This window comes from Flammeovirga sp. SubArs3 (assembly GCF_947387565.1).
Lineage (GTDB): Bacteria > Bacteroidota > Bacteroidia > Cytophagales > Flammeovirgaceae > Flammeovirga > Flammeovirga agarivorans.
In genome coordinates this window covers 1052245-1067250 of the sequence record NZ_CANDOA010000002.1, presented here as the reverse complement: position 1 = coordinate 1067250, position 15006 = coordinate 1052245, and the positions used below count along the sequence as shown (strand labels likewise).

General features: G+C 33.3%; 14 protein-coding genes. 3 read left to right on the top strand and 11 right to left on the bottom strand.

Annotated features, from left to right (window positions below):
* Nucleotides 1-5 precede the first annotated feature (5 nt).
* Nucleotides 6-587: a TetR/AcrR family transcriptional regulator gene (locus QL232_RS08855; RefSeq protein ID WP_281613841.1), complete on the bottom strand. Its 582-nt coding sequence runs from the start codon at nucleotides 585-587 to the stop codon at nucleotides 6-8.
* A gap of 824 nt (nucleotides 588-1411) precedes the next feature.
* Here QL232_RS08855 and QL232_RS08850 point away from each other — a divergent pair.
* On the top strand, nucleotides 1412-2110 hold the full coding sequence (locus QL232_RS08850; RefSeq protein WP_281613840.1) for a DUF2490 domain-containing protein: 699 nt from the start codon (nucleotides 1412-1414) through the stop codon (nucleotides 2108-2110).
* A 70-nt stretch (nucleotides 2111-2180) separates the two neighbouring features.
* On the opposite strand, the gene QL232_RS08845 is transcribed toward QL232_RS08850, so the two are convergent.
* Complete coding sequence (locus QL232_RS08845) at nucleotides 2181-3740, bottom strand: arylsulfatase (RefSeq protein ID WP_281613839.1); 1560 nt, start codon at nucleotides 3738-3740, stop codon at nucleotides 2181-2183.
* A gap of 322 nt (nucleotides 3741-4062) precedes the next feature.
* On the opposite strand from QL232_RS08845, the gene QL232_RS08840 reads away from it, so the two are divergent.
* Both QL232_RS08840 and QL232_RS08835 read left to right on the top strand, forming a co-directional pair.
* Nucleotides 4063-4230 (top strand): hypothetical protein, encoded by a 168-nt coding sequence (locus tag QL232_RS08840; protein WP_281613838.1) that lies wholly within the window; start codon nucleotides 4063-4065, stop codon nucleotides 4228-4230.
* A 95-nt stretch (nucleotides 4231-4325) separates the two neighbouring features.
* Nucleotides 4326-4892, top strand: coding sequence for a YceI family protein (locus tag QL232_RS08835; protein WP_168881135.1), 567 nt, complete (start codon nucleotides 4326-4328; stop codon nucleotides 4890-4892).
* A 415-nt stretch (nucleotides 4893-5307) separates the two neighbouring features.
* Here QL232_RS08835 and QL232_RS08830 read toward each other — a convergent pair whose 3' ends face one another.
* The 9 genes from QL232_RS08830 to QL232_RS08790 form a co-directional block, all read right to left on the bottom strand.
* Nucleotides 5308-6954, bottom strand: coding sequence for an AMP-binding protein (locus QL232_RS08830; protein ID WP_168881134.1), 1647 nt, complete (start codon nucleotides 6952-6954; stop codon nucleotides 5308-5310).
* Between the two features lie 226 nt (nucleotides 6955-7180).
* Nucleotides 7181-8080, bottom strand: a complete 900-nt coding sequence (mmuM, locus tag QL232_RS08825) for a homocysteine S-methyltransferase (RefSeq protein ID WP_281613837.1) — start codon at nucleotides 8078-8080, stop codon at nucleotides 7181-7183.
* A gap of 89 nt (nucleotides 8081-8169) precedes the next feature.
* Nucleotides 8170-8754 carry a hypothetical protein gene (locus tag QL232_RS08820; RefSeq protein ID WP_281613836.1) on the bottom strand — a complete coding sequence of 195 codons (585 nt, stop codon included), beginning with the start codon at nucleotides 8752-8754 and terminating at the stop codon, nucleotides 8170-8172.
* The gene (locus QL232_RS08815) at nucleotides 8754-9734 is read right to left on the bottom strand and encodes a DUF2027 domain-containing protein (RefSeq protein ID WP_168881131.1); all 981 of its coding nucleotides are present in this window, start codon (nucleotides 9732-9734) and stop codon (nucleotides 8754-8756) included. Before QL232_RS08815 ends, QL232_RS08820 begins: the two co-directional genes overlap by 1 nt.
* Before the next feature lie 5 nt (nucleotides 9735-9739).
* A complete protein-coding gene (locus QL232_RS08810; protein ID WP_168881130.1) occupies nucleotides 9740-10462 on the bottom strand; it encodes a carboxypeptidase-like regulatory domain-containing protein in 723 nt (240 codons plus the stop codon).
* Nucleotides 10459-11061 (bottom strand): ribonuclease HII, encoded by a 603-nt coding sequence (locus tag QL232_RS08805; protein ID WP_281613835.1) that lies wholly within the window; start codon nucleotides 11059-11061, stop codon nucleotides 10459-10461. The genes QL232_RS08810 and QL232_RS08805 overlap by 4 nt, the downstream gene beginning before the upstream one ends.
* A gap of 133 nt (nucleotides 11062-11194) precedes the next feature.
* Complete coding sequence (locus tag QL232_RS08800) at nucleotides 11195-12415, bottom strand: TlpA disulfide reductase family protein (protein WP_281613834.1); 1221 nt, start codon at nucleotides 12413-12415, stop codon at nucleotides 11195-11197.
* Nucleotides 12416-12546: 131 nt separating this feature from the next.
* Nucleotides 12547-13563 carry an ABC transporter ATP-binding protein gene (locus tag QL232_RS08795; RefSeq protein ID WP_281613833.1) on the bottom strand — a complete coding sequence of 339 codons (1017 nt, stop codon included), beginning with the start codon at nucleotides 13561-13563 and terminating at the stop codon, nucleotides 12547-12549.
* A gap of 153 nt (nucleotides 13564-13716) precedes the next feature.
* Nucleotides 13717-14844, bottom strand: coding sequence for an ATP-binding protein (locus QL232_RS08790; protein ID WP_281613832.1), 1128 nt, complete (start codon nucleotides 14842-14844; stop codon nucleotides 13717-13719).
* Nucleotides 14845-15006 lie beyond the last annotated feature (162 nt).

The following is a 15006-nucleotide window of genomic DNA, read 5'->3' as shown; positions in this document are numbered from 1 at the left end:
AGTGTTTATTTGATGATTTTTAGGTGAAAATTAATCATTTGTAATAATTCTTGTTTGTCTGTGTAGATACGTCTAGAAATATTTATTCCGTTCCAAAAGTTAATCAAGTACTTAGCAAGATCAGATGCCTTTTCAGTAGATGTCAATACTCCTTTTTCTTGTTCTTGAGTGATTGTTTTTTCAAACAGTGATTCCAATTCTCTAAGGAAACCCGCTGCTACATCTTTTGCTTCATCATCTTTACCTGTAAATTCCATTAACGTATTTCCTAGAATACACCCTTTACAGTTTTCATCATAAGATGAATCAACAATACCAAGAAACAATCCTCTAATAACTTCTATAGGCTGTTCACTATTCGTTAAAGCTTCTTCAAACCCTTGCAAAGCTTTTCTTTCCATATGATTCAACCCTGCTAGAAATAACTGCTTTTTTGATTTAAAGGTATGGTATAAACTGCCCTTGTTTAAGTTGACTTCTTTTAGAAGAGCTGTTGTACCAGTTGCTTCATAACCATTCTCCCAAAAAAGATTGATTGTCTTATCTAATACTTCCTCTTGATTAAAAATTTTTGGTCTACCTGCCATTGTGTTTTTATTATTACACTACAAATGTAAATTAGTTGACCGATAAGTCAAAATTAATTTAAAAAATTTTTGACAACATGGTCAAATAACTTTTTTCCTACCTTTTTGGCGTTCGTCATAAATCTTAAAAGGCATGGTTAAGCAAAGAACGATACAAATCGCTTGAAAAATCAAAACAGCTTCTTTTGAGAAGTTTATCTGAGGAATCACTACATATGAAATCACTACTACCGATACAACTGATAGCAATAAAATCGTGTAATATATGTTTATCTTTTTCATAAGTTTAATTTACCTAAATAGCTGATGTAGGATAGTTTATGAGTAAATATAACAATAAATACTCAACAAAACACATCTTACATAAGGTCAGATATTGAAAAATAACTATTCTACCTCAATAATTACATATATAAGATTTTATATAAAAACATTAAAAAAATTCTACTCAAAATAAGATTAATGACATACTGTTTTTGCGGTTTATGCTTGATGTTAGAAGAAGAAAAAACAGAGAATTTTAATTTTTGTGATTTTTTTTTCAAAAAAGCGGTGACATTCTAAAAAGCTAGATATAAGCAGTTGTGTGTCTTTGACAGATATACCTAATAATTAGTAAACCAAACAATCTCAATTTAAAAATTACTACACTGATACTACTTCTATTAATTTATCATTCTTACAAGGATTTATAAACAAAGTACACAACCAACAACCGGTCTTGTAGTCTTACAGGAAAGGTCTGTCTAAATAATACTTGTGCTCATTGTTAAATCACTTCAGAGCCTTGTAAGGAATATCTACTAAGCAAAAATCTAAATAACATGAAAAAAGTTTTGATTACACTGATCCTAATCTTAGGGTCTATAACAATATATGCACAAAATGATGGGCAATGGGGAGGATTATATTTAAAAGCCAGAATAAGCGATAAATTAGGATATTACGGTGAACACCATATTCGATATACGGATGAAGGAAATGGTTTCTACCTTCATAAAAGTTATAACAGAATGGGTCTGAATTATTTTGTCAACGATCATTTTGATATTGTTGTTGGGCCTGCAATTATCGGAAAGTTTAATCAAGATACTGGTTATGGTGAGCAGGATCCTTATGATCAGACTACATTAATGGAATACCGTATTTGGCATCAATATTTATATCATCATTACATTGGTAGAGCTAAAATTTACCATCAGGTGAGAATAGAGCATAGATGGGAAGATAAAGTGGGTTATACAAAATACAGTAATAGGTATAGATATAAACTGTACGCATATATTCCTATTAATAATAAGCATATGTCTCCAGGTACATTCTTTGTTTCTCCATCGGTAGAATTATTTATGCAAGATAACCATACTCATAGTCTTGAAGATTTAAGGATATACAATGCTATTGGATATAAGTTTAATGAAACAACTAGTTTCACTGCCGGGCATATGTGGACCTACAATCAAACGGCGACAAGTAATGTATTTAGATTTAGCTTATATATCGATTTTGATCTTAGAAAATAAAAAAATGCCCTTACACTTTGCATAGTGTAAGGGCATAAAATCAACATTATTCAAATTCTTTCAACTATTTCTAGTTTTTAGGAGTTCTATCCATCATTTGATATAACATCTCTTGCATTTTACCAGGAGATAATAATTCAGGACGTTGTCTTGGAGGGAACGACTTGAATGACATAAAGAATTCTCCTAACTTTTCTTTTGCAGGAACGAATAACCACATTTTCTGTCCGTACCATTTTAAGTACATACCAGAGTGATCTGCCATTTCGTATGGATCTTGACCTAAGTTATAAATTCTTGGCCATGATAATGCAAATCTGTGACCTGAGAACCACATATCAGGACCTTCACCTTCTTGGATGATGAAGTGGATTTTCCAATCATTCCAACGCATTGCTTGGATCATACCGTTGTCAGCTACATAGAAGAAAGTATCTCTTCTTGATTTCTCCTCTTTACCAGTGAAGTAATCCCATTGGTTGTAACCGTCTAAGTGTACTTTAAAAGTAGACTCTTCACCTTTGTAACCAGTTTTTAAAGTTTCTTTTAAGTCATCTTTACCTGTTACAGCGGCATATAATGTAGGCATCATATCTTCATGAGAAACAATACCATTTAATTTACGACCAGTTTCTTTGATACCGTTAGGGTATTTGATTACGAAAGGTACTCTTACACCACCTTCCCAAGTAGATCCTTTTTCACCACGGAATGGAGAGATACCACCGTCAGGCCATGTCATTTTCTCAACACCGTTGTCTGTAGTAAAGATTACGATAGTGTTATCTTCAACACCTAAACGCTCTAAAGTTGATAATAATGTACCTACTTGATTATCTAATTCAGTCATACCAGCTCCATATAAACCGTAATCATGAACTAATTTTTTAGATTCCTCAGTTAAGTGAGTGAAAACGTGCATACGAGTTGAGTTGAACCATACGAAGAATGGTTTGTCGTCTTTTACAGCTTTCTCCATGAATTCGATTGAAGCATCCATGAATTCAGCATCTACTGTTTCCATTCTTTTCTTGTTCAATGGACCTGTATCAGAGATACGTCCGTCTGCATACGAGTGAATTACACCTCTTGGTCCATATTTTTTCTTGAACTCTGGATCTGTAGGATATGCTGGATCTTCTGGCTCTTCTTCTGCATTTAAGTGGTAAAGGTTACCGAAGAATTCATCGAAACCGTGATTCGTAGGTAAGAATTCATCTCTATCACCTAAGTGGTTTTTACCAAACTGACCAGATGTATAACCAAGTGGCTTAAGAATCTCAGCAATTGTAGGATCTTCTTTTTGGATACCAATTTTAGAACCTGGCATACCGATAGTAGATAAACCTGTTCTTAATGGAGATTGACCAGTGATAAATGCAGCTCTACCAGCAGTACATGATTGTTGAGCATATTCAGAAGTTAATACCACACCTTCTTTACCAATTCTATCAATATTTGGCGTTTGGTAAGCTAACATGCCATTGTTATATGTTGAAATGTTACCATATCCAACATCATCGCCCATGATTACAAGAATGTTCGGACGTTTATTTTTCTTTGATTTTTGTGCAAAAGTAGCACCACTAACAAATGTTAGTAACGATAAAATAAGTAAAACTTTTCTCATTATTAATTGATGTTATGGCCTATTAAATAGGCGTATCTATTCGTTGATAGTATTTTTTGAGCCTGCTCTCATTGTCGACACAACAAAGTAAAAAATATAATTTTGTTTTATATCAAACTATTAAAATTGATTAACAAAGAAACATCAAAAAAAGTAATAGAGAAATCGAAATAATAATCATAAACAACTAATAATGTATCAATTAATGTCATTTATATAGAAATAGATTATAGTGACATAAATATTATTGATTTTACAAGAGAGGATAAAAAACGTAATTTTGAGGCATCAATTAATAATAACACTTTAAACAATAATCACTATGAGCTCTTATAAAGACTGTCCTAACTGCTGGGGTTACCAAGAATATGTTACAGAAATCGAGTCACAAAGCATTAACCCTGATAATCATAAAAAAGAACAAGTAAATGTATCAAAAGTGTTTTCAATAAAAGGCAAAGAGGTGACAAAACACTATGATGACGAATAGTGTTAAAAATTGTAAAATATTCAGTAATTTGTTTGAACAAATATTTTCTATACATATGTTTGCATAAACAAATTTAAACGAAACACTTACACATTATGAAAAAGTTAAGTCTTACTCTTGGTATTTTATTATTTGCTTTCGCATCTACATTCGCTCAAAAAATCTCTCCAGATCAATCTGAGGTAAAATGGACAGGTTACAAAGTAACTGGACAACACAATGGAACTGTGGCTGTTAAAGGTGGCGAATTAAAAGTAAAGAAAGGTGTAGTTAAAGAAGGTACTATCGTTATTGATTTAACATCATTGACTTCTTTAGACCTACAAGGTGAATGGCAACAAAAATTAGATGGTCACTTAAAAAGTGCTGATTTCTTTGATGTTGAGAAGCACCCTACAGCAACATTTACTTTAAAAGAAGTAGCTGTTGATGGAGATGTTCACAAATTAAAAGGTGACTTAACTATTAAAGGAGTTACTCAGGAAGTTGCTTTTGATTCAAAATTAAAATCTGAAGGTAAAAAGCATACTTTAGAAGGAAAATTAAAAATTGATAGAACTAAATTTGGTTTAAAATATGGTTCTGACTCATTCTTTGACAACTTAGGTGACAAAGCAATTGCTGATGAGTTTGATATCGATTTCAAAGTACAAACAATATAGGGAATACATACACCCAAATCAATCATCTGAAACCGATCTATTGCACAACAATAGTTCGGTTTTTTTGTTTGTACAAACTAGTAAAAGACGTACTATTCTGAATAGAATCCTTTTTTATTTCGAGTAATTGAATTTGCTCTTCAAGTTCTTTGATTTGTTTTGATTGTTCGGTCTCAAAAGTGATACCTTTAAAGTTGCACGAGCCAAAGAATAGACAGATCGAGAGATAGTATAATAGTTTCATAGTTACAGGTGTCGATTAAAAATTCTACTATAAAGACAACAGAAAAAATAAAAGGTCACCTCTGCACTCATTTTTTTCAAAAAAAAACTTAGATTATTCTTCCTCAATAGGTTATGGAGCAGAATAAACACATAAAAAAAGGTCTACAAAATGATTTGTAGACCTAATATTTTATTCAAAAATAACTGTATCGTTTTTACTAAACCACTCACTGTAGTATGGTTGGTGTATTTTTTCGAGGTTATTTCTCTTCAATTTCAAGGTAGGCGTTAACAATCCGTTATCGATTGTCCAATCTTCTTTCATGACAATTGCTTTTGCAATTTTCTCATAATTAGGCAACGTCGGGTTAAGACTGTTTAATGAGCTCTCTACTGATGCTCTTAATGCATCTTGAGACAACTCTTTCCCCGTTTCAGAAGGTACTATCAAAGCAATTGGCTGTGGAATTCCTGTACCTACAACACAAACTTGCTCAATATCTGGATTATCAGATAATGGAAGTTCTAAATGGTTTGGAGATATGTATTTCCCTTTGTCTGTTTTGAATTGATCTTTTACTCTACCAACAATAGACAAATAACCATCATGATCATATTCACCTAGATCTCCTGTTTTCAAGAACCCTTCTTCATCAAAAAGCTCTGCAGTCTTTTCTGGTTCTTTGTAGTAACCTAATGTCAAACAATCACTCTTTAAACAAACTTCACCTTCACCTGAAAGCTTTGTTTGGATATGATCATATTTTTGTCCTACTGTTCCAATTTTATTTTGGCCAGGGAAGTTCATATGTGATACACATACATCCTCAGACATTCCGTAACCTTGGTTTACATCCAAGTCTAATTTCTTAAACCAATGCTGTAAATCAGGAGAAATTGGTGCGGCTCCAGAGATAACAGAAACTGCTTCTTGTAAACCAAGAGCACCTACAATTTTTTTCTTGATTACAGAATTAAGAATTGGAAGCTTTAATAAAAAGTCCAATCTATTCTGAGGCATCTTCTTAAGAATACTTTCTTGGAATTTCTGGAAGATTCTTGGTACAGCAAAGAACATGTGTGGTTTCGCTTCTGCCAAGTTTGCTGGGAATGTTTCAATAGACTCAGGGAATGCTATTGAACCACCTAAATATAAACCAATAAATTCGTAAGCTGCTCTTTCTGCAATGTGTGCTAATGAAAGGAAAGCAAAGAACCTAGGGTTTTTCGGTAATGAAAAATGATGCTCAAATTCTTTTACTGCAAATTCAACACTTCCATATTTATGCATCACTCCTTTCGGGTTACCTGTTGTACCAGATGTATAAAGAATAGTCATTAAATCATCCGACTTAGGTTTGAACACCTCTTGTAATGGTTGATTTTTTTTCACCAACTCATCCCATCCATATTGTTCATTGACACCATGCATTTCAATTCCAATTCTAGGAATATCTACTGCATCTACTCCTTCTTTCTGTGAAGCGTAGTCATCTAATTTACCCACAAACACTGCTTTTGAATCACTGTGTTCTAAGATTAACTTGATGGTATCTTTATCGGTAGTAGGATAAATTGGAATACTTACACACCCTGCCATTAGAATAGCAAGATCTGCCATAATCCAGTGTGAACAGTTTTTAGATAGAATAGCAACATGACTACCTTCTTCGATGCCAAGCCCTTTGATAGCAGATGCCATTTTTCTTGCTTGTTCACCTGCTTCTTGATAGGTTACTGTAAGTTTTTCACCATGAATGTTCTGATGAAGGAATGGAAGGTTAGGTGTGTTTTTCTCCCATTTTTGGAATGCGTCTAAAGCCGAAATAAAACTCATGCTTGTATTGAGTGTCTAATTTAAAGTGTTGATGTAATGCAAATTAAGAATAAAGTAAGTTTGATTTGAATTAATGATCCAAAACCAAACTATCACATAAAGCAGTCCTTAAAATGCAAATATTTTGCAATATTAACAAATCTTAATTTTGAAACGGCAAAAATTAGGCTATGGTTTTACAAAAATATTAAGCACTTCAATTCTATTAGAAATTTGATATTATTTCTCAACTTAATCCTTTTTTCATGGATGATATATGGTCTGGCCCCATCTGACAGCACCCTCCTATTACATTAGCTCCTGCTTTTTTCCATTGTTTTGCCATAAATTCACAGCCTAAAGGTTCTGCAGTTCCTCTCCATTTTTTCTCATTTGAATCATAAACTAGTCCTGCATTTGGATAAACTATCACTCTTGTTGATAATGTTGTTGAAGTAATATCTTGGATTAATTCACTGATAAATTCAGGTTTTGTACAGTTCACACCGAAACCAAATAAGTTCTTTTGATTGCTTAAATACTCCGCAACCTCTTTGATAGGTGTTCCATCATTCAATTCTCTTTCATTTTTACAGGAAACCGTAATCCATCCTTTATGCTGTGTTGTTGACAATAAGCTTGATATAGCTTTTACCTCATCAAAACTCGGTATAGTTTCAAAAGCTAAAAGATCTATTTTAGTATGGTCTATTACCTTTACTCTTTCGGTGTGAAACTCAATTAGATCTTTAATAGATAAAGAATAATTTCCTCTGTATTCGCTACCATCTGCCAAATATGCTCCATAAGGTCCAATGCTTCCTGCAATCCAAATTCGCTTATCGCTACTATATTTTTGATGGTATACCTTTCGAGCTTCCAGAGCCAATGTCGTTGACTTCTCCAACAACACTATTGCTTCTTGATAAGTATAACCTTGCTTTTCCCACCCTTCAATTGTTGATTGATAACTAGATGTAATAATAATATCCGCCCCTGCTTCTAGATACAAAAGATGAGCATCTATAATCGCTTGCGGGTTTTCAATTAATAATTTTGCTGACCATAACTCATGATTCAGGTCATATCCAAGGTCTTCCAATGCATTAGAAAGTCCACCATCCAACAGTAAAGTATTTTTCTCCATAAAAAAGTCCCTTTATTATTTTACTAACAAAGGGACAATTAAGTCATTCTCTTTTCTCTATCTAAATAAGGCTAAGAAAAAGTGACTATTTATTTTTTTACACTCCCCCAAATCAATAGAGGAATACCAATTACTGCCAAGCCTAAACAGATGTAAGTTAACCAAGTTCCTCCTTCTTCAAGTAGAGTAAGATAGTCTGGCAAAGTACCAACATAGGCGTACTTAACATGTACCTCACTATTAGATTTTTCTCCAAGGGCAATAATGTTTACCCCTTTTTTTAAACCTAACCATTGTATTGGTGCATTCGATTGTGTCTTCTCATCTAATAGAATATGAGCTACTTCTTCTCCTCTCCAAGGAACATCTTCAAAAATTAAAGTTTCGATACCTTTAGGTGTTTTCACTTTAATAGGTTGAAGTTTCGTTTCTACAGACTTAAAACCATTGTGTTTTCCAGCACCCGTAAATTCTTCTTTAGAAGCTAATACCAAAAAGTCAACCACTGTTGGGTTATCCTCTGCGACTACTCCTTCAACAATATATTTATTCTCAGAGCCTTGTAATGCTTCTGTGAGGTAATCCGATTCTTTGGACAGTTTAGGCTTACCAACACCATAAAGTGTTAGAGCAATTCCGGTAAGAATAATTCCTATAACTAATCTAACATTCATTATTTTAGCTTCACATAAGTTGCCCCATAACCAAATTTTTCCTTTCTGGCATCTTCATAATAATCCACATCATTATGCTTAGAAAGTCTTTTTTGGATCTCATTTTTTAATTTACCACTACCGATACCGTGGATAAAAGTGATATGATCCATTCCAGTAACAATAGCTGCATCTAATTCCTTTTCAAAATGAAGAATCTGCATGCTTAATGTAGAGTTTCCCATATTTGGGTCTAACCCTAATGCTTCAGCATGTAAATCGATTTCTGATGCCGGCTTCTGAACAACTTTTTCTACCTTTTCAACTACAGCACTTTTATCAAGAATACCATCTTTTAGTTTTGATGCATCTACTTCTGTTAACGCTTGAACGTCTAATTGAAATACATAACCATCTGCATTCATTCCAGGCACTTCTTTTTTATTATTAAAGAAAGTTGATGCTTTGAATCTTAACTTTTTAACTAATGGTTCATGATTAACACTTGGACCTGAATAAAAGAATAAAGATTGAAAAACATAAGCTGGCCATTCTTCAAAATTCTGTAATGATACTTGATCTACTTTTAATTGAGTTCTTGTATTTAGCACTCCAGCATGCACCCCTTTGTATTCCCCTTTTCTTTCCGTACCAAGTACAAATGGTATCGTAAGATCTGAGTTATTACAAACGTAAACATCTAAAATTTTATCATTTTGATGAACAAAGGCAATAAATAAACCTCTTTCTGAAATTAGTGGTAATGCTGCTTGAGGTCTAGCTTTTAACTTTTTCTTTTGTGATGGAACAACCACTCTTTCTTCTTCTTCAACGCTTCCGAATTCATCAGACTCTACTTGAGAAACAATGGCTAGGTCTCCCTCAACAAAATCCATTCTGAAACCATCTACCTCAACTTCTATAATATTATTCTTCTTGAAGCCTACAACAATACCATCCATGTTGTCATGTAAACTTCTTACTTTATCTCCAATGTTCATTTTTCTTAATTTACTGTTTTAAAATACATTAAATGAGGCCCGTACTGAGCCAGCATTTGTGTAGAGGATACAGAAATAATATATAATCCATACCTAATCTGATCATCAAGGTCTTGAATAACGATATATGAACCGTTTCCTACGGGAGCAAAACTTCCTGTAAAATTATCGTCTTGGCCTTCTTCACAGTTCAGTGAGTCACTTAGGTATTCAAAATTACCGTTACGATAAAATACCCATTGATCGTCCTGAATACATTCTGGTACTTCTATTTCTTCTTCTGTTGTCACCTCTATCATTTTATACACCTGCCACTTTTTACCGTTTGTAGCCGTTAAATGTGTAATAAATGAATCCCATATAATTACTGTGATAGAGTTCCTGTAACCAATTTCTGTGGCAACTACTTTCACTGAAGTATTTACTAAGAAATTGTTCTTTTCAATGCCTTCTTCTTGATTAGTATATGAAGCCGCTACGTAATAGGTACCTGAATCCAGATTAAGGAAAAAAGCTAATCCGTTTTCATCTGTTTGCTGAGGTACAGATATAGGATTTATCTGATCTACGAAGTCTTCTTCATTACCATAAAGGATAACATTACCACCGGCTACTTCTTTACCTTGTTCATCTCTTACCTGTACATATAAATCTCCATATGGAGTAGGTTTTTCACATGCAAAAGATAAAAAAAGTAGAAGTAGGTATATATGAGATCTTATTTTCATGAAAAGTCTATTGTCTTTTGTTCTGGCAACAACTTAAAAGAATTTCTATGCCATGGCGTTGTTCCAAATTCTGCGATAGCTGCCCTGTGTGCTTTGGTAGGGTAACCTGCATTTTTTTCCCAACCATACTGTGGGTAATCTTCAGAAAGTTTCTCCATCAGCATATCTCTATGAGTTTTTGCTAAAATCGAGGCTGCTGCTATACTCAAAAACTTTCCATCACCTTTGACGATACATTCATGTTCAATTCCTTTATAGGGCCTGAAACGATTACCATCGATCAATAATAATTCTGGCTTCTTTTTTAACCCATCTACACATCTGTGCATAGCGGTAAATGAAGCTTGTAAAATATTAATTTTATCTATTTCTTCTGCCTGTACCTCCACTACTTTATAATCTATGGCTTCTTTGAGAATTACTTCTCGAAGTTCCATTCTTTTTTTGGCAGATAGTTTCTTGGAGTCATTTAAATCTGGATGAGAAAAGTCTCTTGGTAGAATTACTGCAGCCGCCACTACTGGCCCTGCCAAACATCCTCTACCTGCTTCATCTAATCCGGCTTCTATTTTATCTTCTGTAAAACTTGATGCTAACATGGGGCAAATATCGTTAAAAAAGAAACATTATACATGGAGTGAAATTGCATTTATTTCAGTTTTCACTAAAAAACAAAAATCGAAGTCCTACACTTATGTATTACTTCGATTTTTGTTCTCCTATATCTCTAATTTATTTAGAAGTTTCATGTTCCATCAACAAGTTATTGACGAGAGAAGTAAACTCACTAATATGTTCTTCGTAATAATGACCTGTACTTGGTCCAGAGAAACCTGTATGTATTTCTCTTACTTCTCCTTTTTTATCTAAGATAATCGATGTTGGGAAAGACATGATCTTATTTAACATCGGTAAAGATTCTGAAGCTTTAGAAGGTGTACCTGCATATAAAATATCGTAACCTATATTCAACTTACGTTTCATACGATTAATGCGTTTGTATGCCACTTCAGGATCTTCTGATCTTTCATAAGACAAACCAATCACTTCAAAATCTTTATCCTTCATTTTTTCATAGAAAGGAGCCATAAACTTACTTTCATCCAGACAGTTTGGACACCATGAACCCATAATTTGTATCACTACTACCTTGTTTTGGTATTTTGGATCATCTAAAGAAATCGTGTCTCCTTTTTCATTTTGGAAAGTAAAACTCACCTTATCATACCCTTCTTTTAGATGAGTTAAGGTTTTAGGGTCAGGTAACTCTGCCCTATTATCTTTAATTCCTTGCCAAGTTTTTGTTGATTTCTGACCTGACCACATTTTACCATTTAGAAGTCTATTTCCCTCCAACTCTGCTTCAAACCTTAAGATATGAACTCCATCAAACGATGATAAAAACATCTTGTTTCCATCTACTTCGCCTTCCAAATATCTATAGTCTCCAGTTGCTGTAAGGAATGTCCCTGTAAGGTAATCTCCACTTTGATTAAATAAACCAATAGCATCGGTCTCACCCAACTTCACTGCATAAGTTCCTGTATAATTTACCGTTGCTTTCTCATAATCTACAAAACGAGGAGCTTTGCCTTTCTCTGCAATAAATGGTAATCGGTAAGCTCCTTTTCTTAAAAATTGACCTTTTAAAGTCGTATCGCTTTCTTTTACAATGATTTCTGCCTCATAGATCAATAATGGTATATGCAATGAATCATTTTCATAATAACTGTCATCCAACCTCATTCTTTCATCTCCATTAATGATTGTCCAAACTTGGTCTTTGCCTTCCCCTTCCACTTGAAGATAAAAAGGTACTTCCTTACCATGATCATTAACAATTAAAGCTCTCCAGTTGGATACTTTTAATTCCTCCTTCACCTCTTTTGTAGGGTTTGAACATGATATAGAAATTATGAAAATAGATACTAATAGTAGTCTGATAAAATGCATTTTGTTAGGTTAAATATTGAATAAGTTAGCGTATGATTATCTCTAGTATAGAAGAAAATTACAGGAAAAAGGTTGGAATACGTTCCTGTAATTTTCTATTTATCTTTTGTTATTTTTTGGTCGTAATGGAACTAGTCATCTAATTTCCACCACTCTACGTTGTCTTTTAGAATAATGCTTCTTTTTTCTCCTAATTGGAAAGTTGAGAAACTATCATGATGTACCCAAATATGACACTTATCAGATACTCTCCATTCTCCGTAACTCGCATTTCCAAAATAATCGATATGTATTAAAGTAGCTTCATGAGCTCCTTCAACAGCATCCACAACCTTTACCCATTCTGGCCTTGCCATATAATGTCCCTTTTCAACGTTTACATCAAGGTCTTTTAATTGATCTGAAGTAAGAACATTACAATGAGGGAAGAAATGTGCAGCATACCTGTTTAATGGTTTTTTGTAGATTTCTTCAGGTGTAGCAATTTGAATAAGTTGACCTGCTGACATCACACCAATTCTATCTGACATAGAAAGTGCATCATGTGTATCGTGTGTAACAAATACAACAGAGATATTTGCTTCTATTGCAATATTTTTCACCATTCTTCTTAGATCACTTCTCAGAGCCATGTCTAAGTGAGAAAATGGTTCATCTAGTAATAACACAGGAGGTTCATCGGCAATCGCTCTTGCAATCGCTACTCTTTGTTTTTGTCCACCAGATAATTCTTTCGGACGTACATCCTTATAGTCTTCTAATTGGCAAATTCTTAAGAGTTCGTTTAATCTATATTCTTGATATTTTTTACTTGATCTTCTAATTGGGTATTTAATATTATCCGCAACAGTCTGATAATCAAATAAATTATAATCTTGCTCTACTAATGCTATTTTATCATGACCGGCTAACAGTCTTTCATGAGGACCTAAAATTCTTTCTCCGAAGATATAAGCTGATCCGCCATCAGGTCTCATTTGTCCGGATAATAGTTTTAAAGTTGTTGTTTTTCCACACCCGCTTCGTCCAATAAGTGCAAATACTTCACCTTCCTTTACATCAAAAGAAAGATGGTCTACAGCCATTTTTCCTTCTTCGTAAGATTTACTGAAGCCATCTACTCTTAAAATAGTTTTCTTTTTTGACATATAATTCTTCGTTTTTCTGCTGCAAAAATAAACGAATTATTTTAAAGGAAGTAAACAACAACTCCCGAAGGTGAAGAATTAAAGGGGATTTAATAAAATGAAGATTAAATATAGTAATTCAAGTTTATCTGATTCGGGGCAATATTAGTAGTATTAGTATTTTTTTGTAAGTGTAAAACAGAATACACTTCCGTTTTTATCACTATGATCTAGCCATATTCTTCCTTTATGAAGCTCAACAATCTTTTTACATTCCGCTAGGCCTATTCCGGTACCTTCAATATTGGTATGCACTCTTTTAAAGATTGAAAAGATGCGTTTTGCATGACCTTTCTCTATTCCAATTCCATTATCAGTAATACGAAACAGCCAAAAATCTTCTTGTTCGTCTACTTCGATTTTAATGACGGGCAATCTTCTCCGGTTTTTAAATTTAATAGCATTGGAAATTAAGTTTTGAAATAACATATGTAACTCTATTTCAAAACCATATACTACAGGCAACTCTGGACAGTAAATTTTCACTTTTTCATTTTCTATCCTTAAACACATATCATCAAGCACATTCTTCATGATATTGTTTAGATCCACAATTTGGAAGTTTCCTTTTTTACCAATTTTACTAAAATCAAGAATGCTATGAATCAACTTACTCATTCTCGTTGTACTCCTTTTGATGTACTCATAATATTGATTGAGTTGATCATTTTTTTCATCACACTCTTCATAAACAAGGTCTAGAACTCCATCTATATTTCTCACAGGTTCTTTAAGATCATGCGATACGATGTAAGCAAATTGCTCTAATTCCTGATTCTTTTGTTTTAGCTTGTCAATTTTATCTTCAAGTTCTTCATTCGCTTGTTGTAATGAAGTTTCAAGATCTGTGATCGTAGAAATATCACGAAGACAAGAGTTACTAAAGAGTATCTCTCCATTATCGTTTCTAATCGCCTCAGAACTTAGAAGCACAGGAATCGTTTTTCCTCGTTTAGAGATCAGTTTTAATCGTTCATTTTGGAGAAATCCTTGTTCAGCAAATTTATTGACTAATTGAGAGACTTGTAAGTGGCATGATGGGTGATATATTTCATAAATACTTTTATTGCTTCCTTCTCCTTTCTCGTACTCCATCATTCTCTCAAAGGTTGCATTACATTTTACCACTTTAGCATCAAATGGGTTGATTGATACTAACATGTCTGGAAAAGTATTATAATATATATCGAATTGGTTTGTCAGCACATTTTCCAATGTCTGACTCTTTTCAGCAAAACTCATTGTTACCGTTACAGTTTAGTAAGAATTATTAGTTTATATAATAATACTAATATCTATAACAGCTGACTAATAATTATCTGAATACTACAACATTATCTTTTCAAAGAACAATAATATAAACTACTGACTTTCAATCTATAAATAGTACAAAATAAAAAAGCC